The following is a 19290-nucleotide window of genomic DNA, read 5'->3' as shown; positions in this document are numbered from 1 at the left end:
TGAAAAAAAAGAGGATAAACCCTATGGTTTACCCCCTAGCTTACTTTTGATTGGCTATCTTTTCATAGGCTTGAATGATCTTACCAACTAACGGATGGCGAACAACGTCACTTTGTTCTAAAAACACAAAGGAAATACCATTTACATTTTGTAGTATCTCTTCAGCGACAATTAGGCCAGATTTAGCGCCCTTTGGCAAGTCAATTTGGGTTTGATCGCCTGTAATGACCATTTTGGAACCAAAACCAAGTCTAGTCAAAAACATCTTCATTTGTGCATGTGTTGTATTTTGCGCTTCATCCAAAATAACAAATGCATCATCCAATGTACGGCCCCTCATGTACGCTAATGGGGCTATTTCAATGGTTCCACGTTCAATTAATCTCTGGGTATGTTCCACGCCTAATATATCATTAAGCGCATCGTACAAGGGTCTTAAATAAGGGTCGACCTTTTCCTTTAAGTCCCCAGGTAGGAAGCCCAGACTTTCCCCTGCCTCAACAGCAGGTCTTGTTAGGATGATTTTATTGACGTTACCATTTCGAAGCGCGTTGACAGCCATAACTACGGCTAAATAGGTTTTTCCAGTCCCAGCTGGTCCAATTCCAAAGACAAGGTCATTTTTCTTAATAGCATGTACATATTGTCTTTGTCCAAGCGTTTTTATTCTTATAGTTTTACCTTTAACGTTTTTCCCAATCTCTTCTTCATATAAATTAACAAAGTAATCAAGCGTTCCCTTGTTTGCCATTTGTATGGCATATAGCACATCTCTTTGGCTAATGTTAATTCCTTTTCGAATAACAAAGATTAATCTGTCGATAATTTCTCCCGCCATCGTGACTTTCTCTTCATCACCTGACAAGCTTACAGATTCTCCTCTAGTTATAATGGATACACCAAGCTCTTGTTCAATGGTTTTTAAATTTTGGTCTGAATTACCGAGAAGCGTGATGGCCTCTGCCGGGTTTTCTAGCTGAACATTTATTGTTGTTAATTTTTCTGTCATTCAGGAGTCTCCTTGGAAATTGGTTGTCCGACCGCAATGTTTTCAATTATCTTAAAATGGATATCTAGTATAACTTTACCATTTTCATTTGCCTTGTGTAAAATTTTTTCATCTTTAATAATAGCATCTTCATCTAAGTGGCTTTTTATTTCTTTTTTTGCCATTTCTAACGCAATTTCCTCCGCTTGTTTAACCGTATAGGTTCTAGTAATTTCTTCGCGTTCTCGCAACGTTGTATTTACGTAAGAAATCGGTAATTCCCATTTTAAAAAATGTATTTTATGAGTATTCTCCTCTGTTTCATATTCTCTAAACTCCGGCTTACCGAAACCCCAAATAGGCACTTTCGTATTCCAAAGCAATAGGGAATGTTTTTGTTTCTCCTTCCCATTATATACTTTAAAGTTACTAACAAGAGGCAATTCAACGTGGCTCTTATACCAGGTTTCACCCCAAACCTCCCCTTTTGCCGCTACCAATTCAGGACTCCCTTCCTGTCCAAATGCACCAGAAACGAGTAGTTGCCCAGCTTCCACATGATCATGAATATCTACAACCTTTTGACCTTCTTCAATAAACATTTTTACAATGATAGCCTTCTTTTTAGCAATTAAGTTTTGGGGTGATAAAACTTCAGGTTTTTTGGGCTCATTTTTTTCTACTACCTGAAGATGATAGGTTGTCCCTTTTAGTTCCACACCGACCCATGTTAGCGCACCAATATTATTCGTTAACTTTCTTTGAATCCCTTCCACATTATCTACAAAAAATTGGACCTTGCCAATTTTCACCCCCATCTTGTCCAATTCTTTCCGAATTTGATACTCCGTCGCTGGTTTTGCCCCCTTAATTTCAATTCCCCAAATAACATTTGAAAGAAGAAATATAAGGAGTAAAAAAGTAACTGCTCCAATTAAAAAGCCGCTATTCTTTAACAATCTCCGTAATAGAAACGGCGCACCATTTCGCTGTAAAAAGGAGATAGTACATTCACTTTTCCTGGCATATTTTCTGATTCGGAGAGCATCCTGAAGTCTCATCTTAAATGTCATGGTCTCAGTACCATGTCGTTTTACATTCCAAATATGTAGACCATTTCTTATTAACACATTTATAAACCGCTCGAGCCCCTTTCCTGAAACTCTAACGGTAACCCTGCCATAAAAAAATTCTATCCACTGGTTCTTCATTTTGTACCTCCCGGGTTATCAGTTATATAAGTCACCTGATCAATTTTTCCTTGAAGTAAAATTTCTTCAGGTAAAATCGTTTTAATAACAAAAGATTTGCCTTTTATTAATAATTGACCTTGCTTTAACAACAATCGGAGTTCTTTATCAGAAAATGCCAGAAGGCCGCGATGGTTTTCTATATAAATATGAATTTGTCCTATCATCGTAATTCGCGGTAAATCCATCATGACATCTTGAGGAAGATCCATTTTATTAGCCATCCAGTTTCGAACCCGCCCGGCCCATTTTTTTGCCATAAAAAAAGAACCCCCTTTCATCTCATATTTATGAAAAGAAAGGGGGTTCTAGCACATTTTTTTCTATTTAGATCCATATGTTGCTTTAAACTAATCCATTTATCTTCTTTTTGAAAAATAAGGTCTTTTTGCGCGCGGTTCACCTAGAATTTCTGACCAAATAATCCCATTCACTAAAGTGTTTAAATCTGGATGCTCTAAACTAGAAGATTCAGCCTGTTGGTGATTATCCACCTTTGAAGGTACTATTATTTTTTCAGCTTGCTTCCGTGCTGCCGCCATTCTTGTACGACTAGATTCTGATTCTTGTCTGACTTGTTCATATTCTTTTTCAAAATTGTCTAAAGGACTTTGCTTACTATCCGTTTTTGTTTCTACGGAAAATGTTTCTCTAGGTTTTTTATTTATAAACTCATCCAATAGTGTACGTACATCCTTCATAGGTTCCACTGAGAAAGGCTTACTTCTGGGCTTTCCTTGATTGCTTTTTGATTTACCAACAATGGTTGAAATGATTCCTACAATAATCATGAAAAGTATTGTTTCCATAGCCTACCCTCCTTTAATAAACAAAGTGGGTTACTGACGGTCTTTCTTATCATCGGATATTTTTCCAATTGAACCTCTCATTTCCGTATCAGCCGAAATGTTCTTTATGTTCATATAATCCATGATGCCAATGTTTCCAGACTTAAGCGCTTCTGCCATAGCGAGTGGAACTTCTGCTTCTGCTTCCACAACCTTCGCTCTCATTTCCTGAACCTTTGCTTTCATTTCTTGTTCTTGAGCTACTGCCATTGCCCTGCGCTCTTCTGCCTTAGCCTGGGCAATCTTCTTATCAGCTTCTGCCTGTTCTGTTTGGAGTTCTGCACCGATATTTTTACCGATATCAACGTCAGCAATATCAATAGATAGGATTTCAAAGGCTGTACCCGCATCTAGTCCCTTAGAAAGAACCGTCTGTGAAATAAGATCAGGGTTCTCAAGCACTTTACTATGGCTATCTGATGAACCGATTGTCGAAACAACCCCTTCACCGACCCGAGCTACGATCGTTTCTTCACCAGCGCCCCCAACCAGGCGATCAATATTTGCCCGAACAGTAATTCGAGCCTTTGCCTTCACTTCAATACCATTCATTGCGACACCCGCAATAAACGGTGTTTCAATAACTTTAGGGTTAACACTCATTTGAACTGCCTCTAGTACGTCACGACCAGCTAGGTCAATGGCTGCACAGCGCTCGAAGGAAAGTTCGATATTAGCCCGATGTGCTGCAATTAAAGCATTTACCACCCTATCTACATTCCCCCCAGCAAGATAGTGACTTTCTAGCTGATTAGTAGTTACATTAAGACCTGCTTTATGTGCTTTAATTAGTGGATTTACCACTCTGCTGGGAGTTACCCTTCTAAGCCTCATCCCAATTAATGTAAAAATACTAATTCTTACGCCAGCAGCCAGTGCTGAAATCCATAGCATGACTGGTACAAAGGATAATAATATCCCTAAAAAGATTAGTGCAATGATTACAACTGCAATAATAAAAATTGTTCCACTTCCAACATCCATGATTAAACCCCCTCTATTTATTTTACTTCTCTTACAATAATACGAGCTCCCTCTACTTTAATTACAGTTACTTTCGCATTCTGCTCGATGAACCCGCCTTCACTTACAACATCTATTCTTTCATTATTAATGATAACAGTCCCTGCTGGTCGAAGGATGGTCAATGCCTTACCCTCCATTCCTAACAAGTCTGTGCGGTTCACGTTGGAAACATAACCATCTTCTTTCCTAGCGGTTTCAAACAGAACCATTTTATTAAAGAGAACAAGCTTTTTGTTAAGTACCTTTATCATAATAAAGAACACACTTATAGAAACGAACAAGGCAATTAAAATGGAGACTCCTATTTGGAGGGCATCTTCCCCAGCTAAAAAGAGGCTTAAAATCAAGGCAGCAACTCCAAGCGTACCTGAGACAGCCCCCGGTAGAAAGAACTCTAAGAAGATGAGAAGGACTCCTGCTACAAATAGGGTTAATGTCCCGTATCCAGCCAGCCCTGCTTGAAAATGCCCATAAAAGAATAGCAATAGTGCAGCTACCCCAATGAAACCAGCGATACCAAATTTCGGTGAAAATAGTTCTAAGACGATTCCAACTCCGGCAATCGTTAACAGAACCGTTACAACAATTGGGTCAGTAAGAAATGCGATCATCTATATCCCCCTCTCTCCCTTTCATCCTGACTCTACTTATTACGTTTTAACATGTAAAAAGTTTCATAGAAATTTTTCGAACATATGTAAAAAGACCGATAGCTGAACGCCATCGATCTTTATGTCAGAATACTATGAAAGGTGTTGTTGTACAAGTTTATTTACAAGCGATCCGTCTGCTTTACCTTTAACTTTAGGCATGATAGCAGCCATCACTTTTCCCATTTCCGCTTTTGATTTTGCACCGACTTCTGAAATTGTTTCTGTTACAATCTCAGACAGCTCTTCTTCTGAAAGCTGCTTCGGTAAATACAGTTCGACAACCGCCAACTCTGTACGCAATTTCTCAACTAGATCTTCACGACCAGCCTTATCAAATTCATGGAGGGAGTCTTTGCGTTGTTTTACTTCGCGAGAAAGGACTGTTAACTCTGCATCTTCGGTAAGCTCTGTTCCAAGCTTAATCGCTTCATTTTGCAACGAAGCTTTAACCATCCGAATAACTGAGAGTTTGTCTTTTTCCTTGTTTTTCATCGCTTGTTTCATATCATTATTTAAACGCTCGAGAAGACTCATGTATTACACCCTCTCTTAAAACTTACGTTTTCTAGCTGCTTCAGACTTTTTCTTACGTTTAACACTTGGCTTTTCATAAAATTCGCGCTTTCTTGCCTCTTGCAAAGTACCAGTTTTTGATACTGTACGTTTGAAGCGACGAAGAGCATCTTCAAGCGATTCGTTTTTACGAACGACGGTTTTAGACATTCTCTTTCCCTCCCTCCGAAACACAACACACTTACATTCAATCCATGTACCTTGCAATTATAATATAACCTTGAAACAAGGTCAACTGAATTTCGCATGGATAGAACATGCTTTTTTAAATTTTTAAGATATTGATGAAGGTATGTCCCATTTTCCATTGAAAAGTGGCATGTCCCTTTGGCTATGACCATACAATGATGTTGAGGGGGGCCTAAGACATGCTATACATATTATTATTTGTTCTTTGTATTTTAATATTTATTTTTGGAATGACAATAATAAGATTCGGCTTATTCAATTTATCAGCTAACAAACTAAAATCGTGGCTAACCAAGTTAACCAGTACACCATTAAAAGGTATGCTGACAGGAACATTTATAACGGCCCTTTTACAAAGCAGCTCAGCGGTAATGGTTATTACGATTGGATTAATTTCAACAAGGATCATGACCTTTCCTCAGTCAATCGGAATTATTCTTGGAACCAATATTGGGACTACCTTTAAGACAGAACTGATTACCTTTAATATTGATGCCGCTTTGGTACCGCTAGCAGTAAGTGGGGCATTCCTAATTTTATTTAAAAACAAAAAAGCCCGAAGTATTGGGATGCTTCTTTTTGGGATTGCTTCTGTGTTTACTGCCATGAAGGGCTTTGAACTACTGGCACAACCATTAACGTCTATGAACATCATCCATAACTTTATTTTATCTATTAATGATCATATCTTTTTAAGTTTATTAACAGGAACCATCATCACAGCTATTATCCAATCAAGTACAGCCATGACTGGGATTGCCATGGGATTTTTAACAGCAGGTTTGTTACAGCTTGATGCTGGAATCGCGATTGTGCTTGGTGCTAATATTGGCACCTGTATTACAGCGGTGATTGCTTCAATAGGTGGAGGTAAAGAATCTCGATTAGCAGCATTTGCACATGTTTGGTTAAATGTCTTCGGGGTCTTGCTGTTTATTCCGCTAATTCCTATGCTTAATGAGAATGCAAACCTGCTGGCAAGTCGCATCGAGGTTCAGTTAGCACATATAAGTGTAATTTTTAATATTGCCACATCGTTACTCGTCTTACCTTTTGCGGAGAAATTTGGGAAAATGATTCTATTTTTTCATGACAGACATCCAAAAAAAGTATAAAGAAAAGACGGCGGTTAAGCCGTCTTTTTTAGTAACCTGAGGTTACTGTAAGTCCTTTTATTATGTCCACACTTGAACTTGCACCTATTCTAGTTGCGCCTGCTTCAATCATTTTTTGAGCATCATCCGTGCTTCTTACACCACCAGATGCCTTGACTCCAATCGTAGGCCCTACCGTTTTTCTCATAAGGGCAATGTCATCGAACGTTGCACCACCCGTTGAAAATCCTGTAGAGGTTTTTACATAATCTGCACCTGCTTTTACTGATAACTCACAAGCGCGAATTTTTTCTTCCTTCGTAAGGAGGCTTGTTTCAATAATCACTTTAGTCAATGCCTTCCCTTTTGCTGCGTCGACAACAGCTCTGATATCACTTTCTACCAAGGAATCGTCTTGGTCCTTGAGTGCACCAATATTGATAACCATATCAACTTCATCTGCCCCATTTTCAATTGCATTTTTGGTTTCAAATGCTTTGGTTTCTGGTGTTGATGCCCCTAATGGGAAGCCAATAACAGTACATACTTTTACTCCACTGTTTTTTACTAATTCCTTCGATGTACGGACCCACACTGGATTTACACATACCGAAAAGAATTTATTTTCTATCGCCTCTTGGCACAATTTCTCTATTTGTTCTTTCGTTGCTTCTGGTTTTAGTAAAGTGTGGTCAATCATTGCAGCAACATTCGACGTAGCCATATGCTATATTCCCTCCGATTTCAATTCGAAATGAAAACACTCATACGTGGTTCAGAAAGAAATTTTTTGCTACTAAAAGTAGTATGCCCTACTTAAAATAAAAAAAAGAACCCAAATGGGTCCTTAAATAGCAGCTTCTTCTTTAGTAAAAACTTCTTCCTTCACTGATACCGTATCTTCAATTACTCGGACAAATTGCCCCTCATTATACGGGTAACCAGCTTTAGTAATTTTTACTTTTACAATTTTACCAACCATATCTTCTGTAGCAGGGAATACTACTTTTAGATAATTATCGGTATAACCAACATACATGCCAGAAATTCCTTCATCTTTGTATTCCTCTTCAGGAATAACTTCTAATACCTCGCCCTCAAATTGTGAAGCATATTCCTTAGCCAGCTGATCAGAAAGGGAAATCAAACGGTGAACACGCTCATTTTTCACTTCTTCATCTACTTGGTCTTCCATACGTGCAGCTGGTGTTCCCGTACGTTTAGAATAAGGGAATACGTGTAACTCTGAGAATTTATGATCTTTAATAAAATTAAATGTTTCCTTAAATTCTTCTTCTGTTTCACCCGGGAATCCAACAATAACATCTGAAGTAACCGCAAGTCCTGGAAGTACTTCTTTTAATCGTTCCAGTCTTTCTCCAAAGAACTCCATAGTATATTTACGTCGCATTCTTTTTAAGACAGAATTAGAACCGGATTGCAATGGAATGTGTAAATGACGTACAACGATATTTGAATGTTTAATGACTTCAATCACTTCATCCGTAATCTGACTAGCTTCGATTGAAGAGATTCGAAGACGCTCAATTCCTTTCACTTGAGCCTCTAACTCACGGAGCAGCATAGCAAGGTTATAATCCTTCATGTCTTCTCCGTAACCGCCAGTATGAATACCTGTTAACACGATTTCTTTATATCCAGCATCCACTAGCTGCTGCGCTTGACGTATTACTTCCTTTGGATCACGTGATCTCATCAACCCTCTTGCCCAAGGAATAATACAGAAGGTACAGAAATTATTACAGCCTTCTTGAATCTTTAATGAAGCACGTGTTCGATCAGTAAAAGAAGGAACATCCAGCTCTTCATACACACGATTCTTCATAATATTCCCTACACCATTAATAGGTTGGCGCTCTGCCTTGTATTGCTCGATATACTCAAGCATTTTAACACGGTCCTGTGTACCCACAACAATATCAACACCAGGTATTGCCATGATTTCTGCAGGGGATGTCTGAGCATAACAACCTGTAACACAAATTACAGCATCAGGATTCTTTCTTACAGCACGACGAATCACCTGACGACTTTTCTTATCGCCAGTATTGGTTACTGTACATGTATTAATAATATATACGTCGGAGATGGATTCAAACTCCACTCTCTCGTAGCCTTCTTGTTTAAACAACTGCCAAATTGCTTCAGTCTCATAGTGGTTCACCTTGCATCCAAGGGTATGAAACGCGACTGTTGCCATTGGAACCTCACCTCAATAATTCAAAATGATAGGAAATAGCCGCAAGTGTATACAGCGGAGCTGTTTCCGTTCTTAAAATACGCGGGCCTAGCCCACAAAGTCCAAACCCATGATCCTTTAATAATTGTACTTCTTCATCGGCTAAACCGCCCTCTGGTCCGAAAACTAGAAGAAGAGCTTCCCCTTTTTTCATTTGCTTTAGCGTAGAAGCAAAAAGTGACGCTTCCCCTTTTCTACTTTCCTCTTCAAAGGCAGCTAATTTATATTGATATTCCTTACTTTTTCCCAATAAAGCTTTAAATGTCATCGGGCTAATGATGTCGGGCATTACCGCACGATGGGATTGCTCAGCAGCTTCTTTGGCTATTTTCTGCCATCTCTCTATTTTTTTTGCTGCTTTTTTTTCATCCCATTTCACCACTGAACGAGCAGCAGAAAATGGGAGAAACTGATGGGCGCCTAACTCAGTTCCTTTTTGTATAATCCATTCAAGCTTGTCCCCCTTAGGCAGTCCGCTAGCAATCGTTATTGTTATCGGTAGTTCAGGAGACTCTTCTTTCCATTGTACAACGTCTGCAACGACTCTTTCATCGGTAATTTCTGCAAGCTTGCAAACAGCCTGTTTCCCTTCTATGTCAACACAAATGATTTGGTCGCCTATTTGCATGCGCATAACCTTTACGATATGATGACGATCTACCTCATCAATAAAAAAACGATCATCATTTGCTCGTTGTTTAACAAAGTACCGTTGCACACAATGCACCCTCTCTAAAACATTTTACTCTTTATTTTACTAAAGAAGCGATCAATTTAAAAGGCGGAAATGAAAAAAAGGGGAACAAATCTCCTCAGACTGTAGAGAAAGGGTATTTTTCTCGGCAATTTTTTATTTTGTTTATCAAAATTTTGATTTGTTTTATTCCCTGCTACCTGGCCTGTTGATTTCCGCTCCGGGCACTCGCTTTCCGCGGGGAGGTCCTGGAGCCTCCTCGTCGCTTTCGCTCCTGCGGGGTCTCCAGTGACCTCTTCTTCCCGCAGGAGTCGAGTGCCCTCCGCTCCAATCAACAGGGGGGAAACAATCTAAAACATTGCAACACATTTTTTCTAACTTTGTTAAGTATGTTGCAATCTTTTAACTTTTTGGCAGGTTTCAATAAGAGAACTGGTTACATTCATTAATCCAGTAACCGGTATTAGCAAAGCCCATGCAGCTCTTTTTAGTCTGCGAGCTACGTTTAATTTTTTCGTAGCGGAAAGCGAAGTGCCTGGAGCGCCAAACAACAGACAAATTGGAAAACAATACCTTATATTATTATAATAAATTAACGCGTTAACCATTAAAGAATTTAGATAAAAAATAGGCTGCCGAGAGTTTTTCGACAGCCTTGAGGGGAACAAATGCCACTTTTTCTACACTATATTCTTTTCGCAATAATGGCAACCCAATCTTCCATTAAGATTGTTTCCAAAATTTCAAACCCTGAGTTCACTAATGCTTCTTTTACTTGGTCTTTTTTCTGTTTAATAATACCTGATGTAATAAATGCACTACCCGGCTTAATCACACGGGCTGCGTCATCAGTAAACCGTAAAATAACTTCAGCTAAAATATTGGCAACAATAACATCTGCTGAATTTTCTTCAACATTGTCCAGCAGGTTATTTTGGGAAATCGTAACCGACTGGTGCACTTTATTTAGCTTAATATTTAGCCTCGCCTGCGTTACTGCTACTTCATCTAGATCGAAGGCCCTAACATCTTCTGCACCTAGCATGGCCGCTGCTATACTCAATACACCAGATCCTGTACCAACATCAATTACTCGGTCCCCCGGCTTAACGGTCCTTTCAATCGCTTGAATACACATTACGGTGGTTGGGTGTGTACCAGTACCGAAGGCCATACCTGGGTCCAGCTCAATAATTAGTTCATCACTGCTGACTGGAGTATATTCCTCCCATGTAGGAACGATCGTAAATTTTTCGGATATTTTTACAGGGTTGTAATATTTCTTCCAAGCTGTTGCCCATTCTTCTTCATTCACTTCACTAATAGTAACTTTGTTTAAGCCGATATCAATATTATAAATAATTAAGTTATTTATCGATTCTTTAATGGCGTCAACGGTTTCACCAAGGAAGCTGTTAACTGGTAAATAAGCCTTGACGATAACCCCTTCCTCGGGATAATCATCGGGATTTAGTTGGTAGATTTCTCCGAATTGATCTTCCCTTTCTTTAGTCAACTCAAATGGATCCTCAATGATTACACCGCTCGCACCAGCTTCATGCAAAATATGAGAAATAGGTTCAATCGCCTCATTTGTTGTGTGAATACTGATTTCAGACCATTTCACATCTACCAACTCCAATCCTTACTCGCTTTTAAATGCACGTTTTACTTTTGAAAAGAAGCTTTCTTCGTGTTCACCAATTGGTGAAGTGCCGCTAAGCTCCGCAAATTCTTTAAGAAGCTGCTTTTGTTTGTCTGATAGCTTAGTTGGGGTGATAATACGCACGATAATGTACTGATCACCTACACCATAGCCACGGACATTTGGAACACCCTTACCCTTAAGACGGAATTTTTTACCTGTCTGTGTACCAGCAGGGACCTTCAGTTTGACTTTCCCATGAAGGGTAGGTACTTCAATTTCATCGCCTAATGATGCTTGAACGAAGGTGATGGGCATTTCACAGTAAATATCATCGCCATCTCTTTCAAAAAACTCATGTGGACGGACATGGAATACTACATAAAGATCTCCAGCTGGTCCCCCATTCATTCCCGCTTCTCCCTGGCCAGATACTCTAAGCTGCTGACCATCATCTATACCAGCAGGAATTTTGACGTGAATTTTCTTGCGTTTCTTAACCTTACCCGTACCACCGCAGGTTGAACATTTGTGTTTGATTTCTTTTCCAGTACCATTACAATAATGACATGTACGGCGATTCACAATCCTGCCAAACGGAGTGTTTTGTTCCACATTTAACTGACCAGAGCCATGGCAGTGCTGACATGTTTCAGGATTAGTACCAGGCTTAGCACCTGAACCACTACATGTTTCGCATGTTTCTTCACGTGGAATTTCAATATCAGTTTCTTTTCCAAAAGCTGCTTCTTCAAAAGAAACAGTCATTGTATACTGGAGGTCCGCACCTTGTCTAGGTGCATTCGGGTCACGTCTTCTTGAACCGCCGCCCCCTCCGAAGAAAGTATTAAAGATATCCTCAAATCCACCAAAGCCGCCGCCAAAATCAGCGCCGCCCCCGAATCCTTGATTAGGATCCGTATGACCAAATTGATCATAATGCGCCTTTTTTTGATCATCGCTTAATACTTCATATGCTTCTGCAATTTCCTTAAATTTATCTGCCGCATCAGGCTCTTTATTAATATCAGGATGATATTGTTTAGAGAGCTTACGATAGGCTTTTTTTATCTCATCCTTTGAAGCACTCTTACTGACTCCAAGTACTTCATAGTAATCCCGTTTACTCATGATTACCACTCCCGAATCTTTCACATAAAGATTATTCTATCACCCATAAGATGTAGATTGCAATAAAATACTTTTCCTTTGTACAGAGAAAAAGCCAAAGCCCATAGACTGACTTTGACTTTTTCTCTTGCTAGTTAGCCAACATCTTATTTGTCGTCTTTAACTTCTTCAAATTCCGCATCGACCACATCGTCTTTGCCACCAGCATTACCTGCTTCTTGGCCAGCTTGTTGTTGAGCTTGTGCCGCTTGCTCATAAAGCTTCACAGTTAAGGCTTGAACGATTTCTTGAAGTGCATCCTTCTTAGAACGAATTTCATTAAGTTCGTTTTTCTCGATTGCTTGCTTTAATTCATCCTTAGCTTCGTTTGCTTTAGCAACTTCTGCAGCGTCAACCTTACCTTCAAGATCTTTTAAAGTTTTTTCAGTTTGGAATACTAACTGGTCTGCTTCATTACGCAGCTCCACTTCTTCCTTACGCTGCTTATCTGCTTCTGCGTTTTCTTCCGCTTCTCTAACCATTTTTTGGATTTCTTCATCAGAAAGTCCTGTGGATGATTTAATTGTAATTTGTTGTTCTTTATTTGTGCCAAGGTCTTTCGCACGAACATTTACAATACCGTTTTTATCAATATCGAAAGTAACCTCGATTTGTGGAATACCACGTGGTGCTGGTGGGATATCCGATAACTGGAATCGACCAAGCGTTTTGTTGTTGGCTGCCATTGGGCGTTCCCCTTGAAGGACATGGATATCAACAGCTGTTTGGTTATCCGCAGCAGTCGAGAATACTTGTGATTTAGATGTTGGAATTGTTGTATTACGATCGATTAACTTCGTGAACACACCACCCATTGTTTCAATACCTAGTGAAAGTGGAGTTACGTCAAGTAATACTACGTCTTTTACATCTCCCGTAATAACTCCACCTTGAATAGCAGCACCCATCGCTACTACTTCATCTGGGTTCACTCCACGATGAGGCTCTTGTCCTGTAGCCTTTTTAATTGCTTCTTGGACAGCTGGAATACGTGTTGATCCACCAACAAGGATTACTTTATCAATTTGTGAAGCGGTTAATCCTGCATCGCTTAATGCTTGACGAGTAGGACCCATTGTCCGTTCAACAAGAGGAGCGGATAATTCATCAAATTTCGCTCTAGACATAGTCACTTCAAGGTGAAGTGGACCAGCAGCCCCAGCTGTGATAAATGGTAAAGAAATTTGTGTGGATGTTACACCAGAAAGATCTTTTTTCGCTTTTTCAGCCGCATCTTTTAAACGCTGTAATGCCATTTTATCTTGTGAAAGATCAATGCCATTCTCTTTTTTGAACTGGTCAACAAGGTAATCAATTATAACTTGGTCAAAATCATCCCCACCAAGACGATTGTCACCTGCTGTAGATTTTACTTCGAATACTCCGTCTCCTAATTCAAGGATAGAAACGTCGAATGTACCGCCACCAAGGTCGTAAACTAAAATGGTTTGATCTTGGTCCGTCTTATCCAAACCATATGCAAGTGCAGCTGCTGTAGGCTCATTGATAATACGCTCTACTTCTAGACCAGCAATTCTTCCAGCATCCTTTGTTGCTTGACGCTCCGCATCGTTAAAGTAAGCTGGTACTGTAATAACAGCCTTTGTAACAGGTTCGCCAAGATAGTCTTCAGCATATGATTTTAAATATTGAAGAATGATAGCAGAAAGTTCTTGTGGTGTATAATCCTTGCCTTCAATTCCTACTTTATAGTTTGTACCCATATGACGCTTAATGGACATGATTGTATTTGGGTTTGTGATAGCTTGACGCTTTGCTACTTCCCCAACCTGACGCTCGCCATTTTTAAACGCAATAACAGATGGAGTTGTGCGATTACCTTCTGGATTAGGAATAACCTTTGGCTCTCCGCCTTCAAGTACAGACACACAAGAGTTTGTTGTTCCAAGGTCAATACCAATAATTTTACTCATTGCCTTTTCCTCCTAAAAAATAATATGTAGTCTTTATTGATTTACTTTTACCATGGATGGTCGAATCACTCGATCCTTTAGCAAATAACCTTTTTGAAATTCATCAGTAACAATGTTAGAACCAAAGTTTTCATCATCCCCTTGCATAACTGCTTGGTGCTGATGTGGGTCAAACTCTTTACCCACGGCTTCAATTGGTTCTACACCTTCCTTTTTCAAGGCATCTACCAAACTTCGGTATACCATATCCATCCCTTGAAGTAATGCTTTTGTTTGTTCATTGTCTGCCTCAACCTGCATGGCTCTTTCAAAATTGTCTAATGCAGGTAGTAAATCAGTAATAAGTTTTTGTGCTCTATATTTTTCGCTCGCTTCTAAATCTAATCTAGTGCGACGACGGAAATTATCAAAATCGGCTTGAAGACGTAAATATCGATTATCTGCTTCCTCTAACTTATCCTTAAGCACTTGGATTTGTTTTACATACTCCTCACCAGGGTCTACCACCGTTTCTTCTGAAACTTGTTCTTCATTTAAAACCGCTTGATCCTCGGTAAGTTCCACTTGGTCAGCACTCTCGATTTCTACTTCTTCATTCAATGAATTGGTTTTTTCATTTGTCAACTTACTCACCTCCCTTAAAGCATCTACTATTTATAGTCAAATTATTTCTCATAGAAAAGGGGGTGAAACATAAGGAATTTCACCCTTACTCAATATTGCCAGTGCTACTTGGTTTGATACAGTCTTGTCAAAACCGCCGTCAAGTCGTTACTTAACAGTTGGAGCAGGCCAATGACACGTGAATATTCCATTCGGGTAGGGCCAAGAATGGCAATCGTACCTAACTTTTCAACTCCAACAGAATAAGTAGCAGTAATCAAACTACAATTATCCATAGCACTGATATTATTTTCTGTTCCTATTTTGACATGAATACCAGCTGAATCTTTTCGAATCAAATTGTAAATCCACTCTTCTTGGTCAATCATGGTTAGTAAACTACGGATTTTGCTAATATCATGGAATTCAGGCTGGCTTAACATATTGGTTTTTCCACCAAAGAAAAGTTTTTCAGTGACTGGCATTTTTAGTGAATCTGCTACAGTATGCAACATCAAATCATAATTATGAATATGCTGCCTAAGCAGCATGGCAACTTCTTTGTAAATTTTGTCATTCAAATCTTCAAGTGGTACACCTGCAAGACGATCATTTAGGATATTTACTGTTTTCTCCAGATCACTAGCATCAATTGTGGCAGGTAAGGAAAAGGTTCTGTTTTCAACATGACCTGTATCTGTAACAAAGATGGCTACCGCTGTTTCTTTATTCAAAGGTATAATCTGAATTCTCTTCAGTTTATTAATACTAGCGGCTGGTCCAAGAACAATCGATGTGTAGTTGGTTAATTCAGAGAGTATCTTTGCAGACCTTTGAATAATTTTTTCAAACTCATAAATTTTTTCGGCAAAAATCGATTGAATAATGGATACATCCTGCTGATTTAGTGCCTTTGGCGAGAGTAAATGATCTACATAATACCGATAACCCTTTTCAGACGGAACTCTTCCTGAGGAGGTATGAGTTTTTTCAATATACCCCAACTCTTCAAGGTCGGCCATTTCATTGCGAATCGTAGCTGAGCTAAAGGAAATTTCCTCTTTTTTCGACAAGCTTCTTGAGCCGATTGGTTGAGCAGATCGAATAAAGTCATCAACAATAACCTGAAGAATCAACAATTGACGATCTGATAGCAACATTCATCACCTCTGTTAGCACTCATAGTTACCGAGTGCTAATTATATTAATAAATTATCAAAAAAGGGGGGATGGTGTCAATTAAAAAGAAAGCCCATATTTGTGACAGATTAACTAGACCACTCCCAAAAAGGCCTGGAAGACCTCATTTCCTAAAAAACGACCCGTTTTAGTTAAATATATATTATCGTTTTTCACTTCTATCCATTGCTTACTCATTAATTCAGTCAATTCTTTTTTAAATATCTGTAAGGGATCCTGAGCAAATTTTTCAATAAAATGAGAAATGGAAACTCCTTCAGTTTTACGCAATCCAAGGAACATTTCTTCTTCCATTTGTTCAGCTTTTGTTACTTGATGATCATCCAAAACTGGAAGCGATCCGCTATTCACTTGGTCCATGTATTTTTTTAATGGTCCTGAATTCGAGCGTCGATACCCATTCACATAGCTATGTGCCCCAGCACCAAACCCGTAATAATATTCGTTATTCCAATACGTCAGATTATGCTTACTCTCAAAACCAGGCTTAGAAAAATTACTTATTTCATACTGATGGAATCCATGCTTCTCCATTTCATCCATTAATACCTCATACATTTTTGCTTCTATATCCTCCCCAGGTGTTGGAAGCTTCCCTTTTTTTAATAGATTATAGAAAACAGTCTTTGGTTCAATGATTAAGGAATAAGCAGAGTAATGATTAATATCAAGCGAAAAAGCTTCTGTTAATGACTCTTTAAAGTCATCTACCGTCTGGGAAGGCAGACTGAAGATTAGATCAATGCTGATATTTTCAAAACCAATTCTTTTGGCACTTTCAATGGTTTGATAGACATCCTTCGCTTTATGGACACGACCGATTTTTTTCAAAAGTTCCTCGTTAAAGGTTTGAACACCCAAGCTGATTCTGTTTACCCCAGCATCCTTTAATATTTGTAATTTCTCAATGGATAAATCACCCGGATTTGCTTCAAAAGTAAATTCAACAACATTACTTTTAGGAAGGTTTTTATTTATGCTCTCACAAAATGTAGAGAGCTGTTGTTCATTTAATGAGGTAGGTGTTCCTCCTCCAACAAAAATAGTATCTAATTGATTGGTTGGATACTTTGCAAGAGTTATTTTCATTTCTTGATCAAGTGCTTTTAAATAGTCCTCCACTGGCTGCCCCTTTAGAAAAACTTTATTAAAATCACAATAATGACAAATATGCTCACAAAAAGGGATATGAAGATAGGCAGCTTTTATCATTTTTAACACTTCCTTATGCTAGTAACAAAAAGAGGCTAGAATGCCTGCTACAGGCATGTCCTAACCTCCAAATAGTTATTATTTTTTTGTATTATTGTCATCCATTTTTAGTACAGCCATAAACGCTTCCTGCGGTACCTCAACAGACCCTACTTGTTTCATTCGTTTTTTACCTTCTTTTTGCTTTTCAAGTAATTTACGTTTTCGGGAAATATCTCCCCCGTAACATTTTGCTAAAACGTTTTTGCGCATCGCTTTAATCGTAGAACGAGCAACAATTTTTTGACCAATGGCCGCCTGAATAGGAACCTCAAATTGTTGTCTTGGAATCAATTCCTTCAGCTTCTCAACAATAACCTTACCACGATCATAAGCAAAATCTTTATGAACAATAAAACTTAATGCATCGACTTGTTCTGCATTTAGTAATATATCCATTTTAACCAGACTAGATGGTTTGTATCCAATCAGCTCATAGTCAAAAGAAGCGTAGCCCCTTGTGCTAGATTTCAACTGATCGAAGAAATCATAGACGATTTCCGCTAACGGAATTTCATAAACGATACTTACCCGGTTCTCGCCTTGATATTGCATATCAATAAAATTCCCGCGCTTTAACTGACAAAGTTCCATGATTGCACCAACATAATCATTTGGAGCCATCATTGTCGCTTTAACATATGGCTCTTCTACTCGATCAATTTTCTGTGGTTCAGGCATGTTGGAAGGGTTATCTACATTTACAAGTGTACCATCTGTCATGTAGACATGGTAGATAACACTCGGAGCAGTTGTGATTAAATCAATTTTGAATTCCCGTTCAATCCGTTCTTGAATGATTTCCATATGAAGAAGTCCAAGGAATCCACAGCGGAAACCAAAACCAAGTGCCTGTGATGTTTCTGGTTCAAATTGTAGAGCAGAATCATTCAACTGAAGCTTTTCAAGTGCTTCACGAAGATCATTAAACTTAGCTGTATCAATTGGATAAAGTCCGCAATAGACCATCGGGTTTAACTTTCGGTAACCAGGGAGCGGCTCTGTTGTTCCATTTTTTGCATTTGTAATGGTATCACCAACACGAGTGTCGCCGACATTTTTAATAGATGCAGTTAAAAAGCCAACATCTCCAACTGTTAATTCGTTAAGCTGCGTAGCTTTTGGAGTGAAAACTCCCACTTCGTTAACTTCGAATTCTTTTCCTGTTGCCATCATTCTAATTTTGTCGCCCACTTTTACTGACCCTTCTACTACACGAATATAGGCAACAACGCCACGATATGCGTCATATAACGAGTCAAAAATCAGGGCTTTTAATGGCGCTTCCGGGTCTCCTGTTGGAGCTGGAACTGTTTTCACTACTTGTTCAAGAATATCTTCTATTCCGATTCCGGCTTTTGCCGAAGCTAAAACGGCCTCAGATGCATCTAGACCAATAACCTCTTCAATTTCATTCCGAACTCTTTCCGGCTCGGCACTTGGTAAGTCAATTTTATTAATAACAGGTAAAATTTCAAGATTGTTATCCAAGGCAAGATATACGTTTGCTAGTGTCTGTGCTTCAATTCCTTGTGCTGCGTCGACGACTAATACAGCCCCTTCACAAGCAGCAAGACTCCTTGATACTTCATACGTAAAATCGACATGCCCTGGTGTATCAATTAAATGGAAAATATACTCTTCTCCATCTTTCGCTTTATATTTTAACTGTACAGCATTTAACTTAATGGTAATCCCGCGTTCCCTTTCAAGATCCATGGAATCCAATAGCTGGTCTTTCATCTCACGCGATGATAATGCATTCGTTTTTTCCAAAATACGATCAGCCAATGTTGATTTTCCATGGTCGATATGAGCGATAATGGAAAAATTTCTAATCTTTGATTGTCGTTTGAGTTTTTCTTCTCTGTTCATGGTCTTTCACTCCTACTATACTCGCACATGTACACTA

19 protein-coding genes are annotated in these 19290 nt (G+C 38.9%); 1 reads left to right on the top strand and 18 read right to left on the bottom strand.

Annotated features, from left to right (window positions below; translation table 11 throughout):
- Positions 1 to 40: 40 nt before the first annotated feature.
- The 8 genes from AA0X95_RS10715 to rpsU form a co-directional block, all read right to left on the bottom strand.
- A complete protein-coding gene (locus AA0X95_RS10715) occupies positions 41 to 1009 on the bottom strand; it encodes a PhoH family protein (protein WP_413308691.1) in 969 nt (322 codons plus the stop codon).
- On the bottom strand, positions 1006 to 2199 hold the full coding sequence (yqfD, locus tag AA0X95_RS10710) for a sporulation protein YqfD (RefSeq protein WP_413308689.1): 1194 nt from the start codon (positions 2197 to 2199) through the stop codon (positions 1006 to 1008). Before yqfD ends, AA0X95_RS10715 begins: the two co-directional genes overlap by 4 nt.
- Entirely contained in the window at positions 2196 to 2498 is a 303-nt protein-coding gene (gene yqfC, locus AA0X95_RS10705) for a sporulation protein YqfC (protein ID WP_335544011.1), read from the bottom strand. The genes yqfD and yqfC overlap by 4 nt, the downstream gene beginning before the upstream one ends.
- 99 nt (positions 2499 to 2597) lie before the next feature.
- On the bottom strand, positions 2598 to 3047 hold the full coding sequence (locus AA0X95_RS10700) for a hypothetical protein (RefSeq protein WP_413308686.1): 450 nt from the start codon (positions 3045 to 3047) through the stop codon (positions 2598 to 2600).
- Positions 3048 to 3077: 30 nt separating this feature from the next.
- Positions 3078 to 4070, bottom strand: coding sequence for a flotillin-like protein FloA (gene floA / locus AA0X95_RS10695; RefSeq protein WP_413308684.1), 993 nt, complete (start codon positions 4068 to 4070; stop codon positions 3078 to 3080).
- 17 nt (positions 4071 to 4087) lie between these two features.
- The gene (locus AA0X95_RS10690) at positions 4088 to 4723 is read right to left on the bottom strand and encodes an NfeD family protein (RefSeq protein WP_413308682.1); all 636 of its coding nucleotides are present in this window, start codon (positions 4721 to 4723) and stop codon (positions 4088 to 4090) included.
- A 132-nt stretch (positions 4724 to 4855) separates the two neighbouring features.
- Positions 4856 to 5299 (bottom strand): GatB/YqeY domain-containing protein, encoded by a 444-nt coding sequence (locus AA0X95_RS10685; RefSeq protein ID WP_413308680.1) that lies wholly within the window; start codon positions 5297 to 5299, stop codon positions 4856 to 4858.
- Between the two features lie 15 nt (positions 5300 to 5314).
- A complete protein-coding gene (rpsU, locus tag AA0X95_RS10680; protein ID WP_007087607.1) occupies positions 5315 to 5488 on the bottom strand; it encodes a 30S ribosomal protein S21 in 174 nt (57 codons plus the stop codon).
- A gap of 218 nt (positions 5489 to 5706) precedes the next feature.
- On the opposite strand from rpsU, the gene AA0X95_RS10675 reads away from it, so the two are divergent.
- Positions 5707 to 6642 carry a Na/Pi symporter gene (locus AA0X95_RS10675; RefSeq protein WP_413308677.1) on the top strand — a complete coding sequence of 312 codons (936 nt, stop codon included), beginning with the start codon at positions 5707 to 5709 and terminating at the stop codon, positions 6640 to 6642.
- A gap of 28 nt (positions 6643 to 6670) precedes the next feature.
- Here AA0X95_RS10675 and deoC read toward each other — a convergent pair whose 3' ends face one another.
- The 10 genes from deoC to lepA all read right to left on the bottom strand — a co-directional run bounded on the left by deoC (position 6671) and on the right by lepA (position 19253).
- Complete coding sequence (gene deoC / locus AA0X95_RS10670) at positions 6671 to 7345, bottom strand: deoxyribose-phosphate aldolase (RefSeq protein ID WP_413308675.1); 675 nt, start codon at positions 7343 to 7345, stop codon at positions 6671 to 6673.
- A gap of 123 nt (positions 7346 to 7468) precedes the next feature.
- The gene (gene mtaB / locus AA0X95_RS10665; protein ID WP_413308673.1) at positions 7469 to 8842 is read right to left on the bottom strand and encodes a tRNA (N(6)-L-threonylcarbamoyladenosine(37)-C(2))-methylthiotransferase MtaB; all 1374 of its coding nucleotides are present in this window, start codon (positions 8840 to 8842) and stop codon (positions 7469 to 7471) included.
- Between the two features lie 7 nt (positions 8843 to 8849).
- Positions 8850 to 9599, bottom strand: a complete 750-nt coding sequence (locus tag AA0X95_RS10660) for a 16S rRNA (uracil(1498)-N(3))-methyltransferase (RefSeq protein WP_413308671.1) — start codon at positions 9597 to 9599, stop codon at positions 8850 to 8852.
- 661 nt (positions 9600 to 10260) lie between these two features.
- Positions 10261 to 11202, bottom strand: a complete 942-nt coding sequence (gene prmA / locus AA0X95_RS10655) for a 50S ribosomal protein L11 methyltransferase (RefSeq protein ID WP_413308669.1) — start codon at positions 11200 to 11202, stop codon at positions 10261 to 10263.
- An 18-nt stretch (positions 11203 to 11220) separates the two neighbouring features.
- Positions 11221 to 12351, bottom strand: coding sequence for a molecular chaperone DnaJ (gene dnaJ / locus AA0X95_RS10650; protein WP_413308667.1), 1131 nt, complete (start codon positions 12349 to 12351; stop codon positions 11221 to 11223).
- Positions 12352 to 12497: 146 nt separating this feature from the next.
- Positions 12498 to 14324, bottom strand: a complete 1827-nt coding sequence (gene dnaK, locus AA0X95_RS10645; protein WP_413308665.1) for a molecular chaperone DnaK — start codon at positions 14322 to 14324, stop codon at positions 12498 to 12500.
- Positions 14325 to 14357: 33 nt separating this feature from the next.
- Positions 14358 to 14948, bottom strand: coding sequence for a nucleotide exchange factor GrpE (grpE, locus tag AA0X95_RS10640; protein ID WP_413308663.1), 591 nt, complete (start codon positions 14946 to 14948; stop codon positions 14358 to 14360).
- 104 nt (positions 14949 to 15052) lie between these two features.
- Positions 15053 to 16084 (bottom strand): heat-inducible transcriptional repressor HrcA, encoded by a 1032-nt coding sequence (gene hrcA, locus AA0X95_RS10635; protein ID WP_413309942.1) that lies wholly within the window; start codon positions 16082 to 16084, stop codon positions 15053 to 15055.
- A 115-nt stretch (positions 16085 to 16199) separates the two neighbouring features.
- Entirely contained in the window at positions 16200 to 17339 is a 1140-nt protein-coding gene (gene hemW, locus AA0X95_RS10630; protein WP_413308661.1) for a radical SAM family heme chaperone HemW, read from the bottom strand.
- A gap of 78 nt (positions 17340 to 17417) precedes the next feature.
- Positions 17418 to 19253, bottom strand: coding sequence for a translation elongation factor 4 (gene lepA / locus AA0X95_RS10625; RefSeq protein WP_413308659.1), 1836 nt, complete (start codon positions 19251 to 19253; stop codon positions 17418 to 17420).
- Positions 19254 to 19290 lie beyond the last annotated feature (37 nt).

It is taken from the genome of Neobacillus phoenicis (assembly GCF_047302305.1).
Lineage (GTDB): Bacteria > Bacillota > Bacilli > Bacillales > Cytobacillaceae > Neobacillus.
This window is presented reverse-complemented; position numbering and strand designations above follow the sequence as displayed.

Coding starts and splice junctions, on each gene's coding strand:
- AA0X95_RS10715 (WP_413308691.1), bottom strand. CDS start 1,009: ATGACAGAAAAATTAACAACAATAAATGTTCAGCTAGAAAACCCGGCA.
- yqfD (WP_413308689.1), bottom strand. CDS start 2,199: ATGAAGAACCAGTGGATAGAATTTTTTTATGGCAGGGTTACCGTTAGA.
- yqfC (WP_335544011.1), bottom strand. CDS start 2,498: ATGGCAAAAAAATGGGCCGGGCGGGTTCGAAACTGGATGGCTAATAAA.
- AA0X95_RS10700 (WP_413308686.1), bottom strand. CDS start 3,047: ATGGAAACAATACTTTTCATGATTATTGTAGGAATCATTTCAACCATT.
- floA (WP_413308684.1), bottom strand. CDS start 4,070: ATGGATGTTGGAAGTGGAACAATTTTTATTATTGCAGTTGTAATCATT.
- AA0X95_RS10690 (WP_413308682.1), bottom strand. CDS start 4,723: ATGATCGCATTTCTTACTGACCCAATTGTTGTAACGGTTCTGTTAACG.
- AA0X95_RS10685 (WP_413308680.1), bottom strand. CDS start 5,299: ATGAGTCTTCTCGAGCGTTTAAATAATGATATGAAACAAGCGATGAAA.
- rpsU (WP_007087607.1), bottom strand. CDS start 5,488: ATGTCTAAAACCGTCGTTCGTAAAAACGAATCGCTTGAAGATGCTCTT.
- AA0X95_RS10675 (WP_413308677.1), top strand. CDS start 5,707: ATGCTATACATATTATTATTTGTTCTTTGTATTTTAATATTTATTTTT.
- deoC (WP_413308675.1), bottom strand. CDS start 7,345: ATGGCTACGTCGAATGTTGCTGCAATGATTGACCACACTTTACTAAAA.
- mtaB (WP_413308673.1), bottom strand. CDS start 8,842: ATGGCAACAGTCGCGTTTCATACCCTTGGATGCAAGGTGAACCACTAT.
- dnaJ (WP_413308667.1), bottom strand. CDS start 12,351: ATGAGTAAACGGGATTACTATGAAGTACTTGGAGTCAGTAAGAGTGCT.
- dnaK (WP_413308665.1), bottom strand. CDS start 14,324: ATGAGTAAAATTATTGGTATTGACCTTGGAACAACAAACTCTTGTGTG.
- hemW (WP_413308661.1), bottom strand. CDS start 17,339: ATGATAAAAGCTGCCTATCTTCATATCCCTTTTTGTGAGCATATTTGT.
- lepA (WP_413308659.1), bottom strand. CDS start 19,253: ATGAACAGAGAAGAAAAACTCAAACGACAATCAAAGATTAGAAATTTT.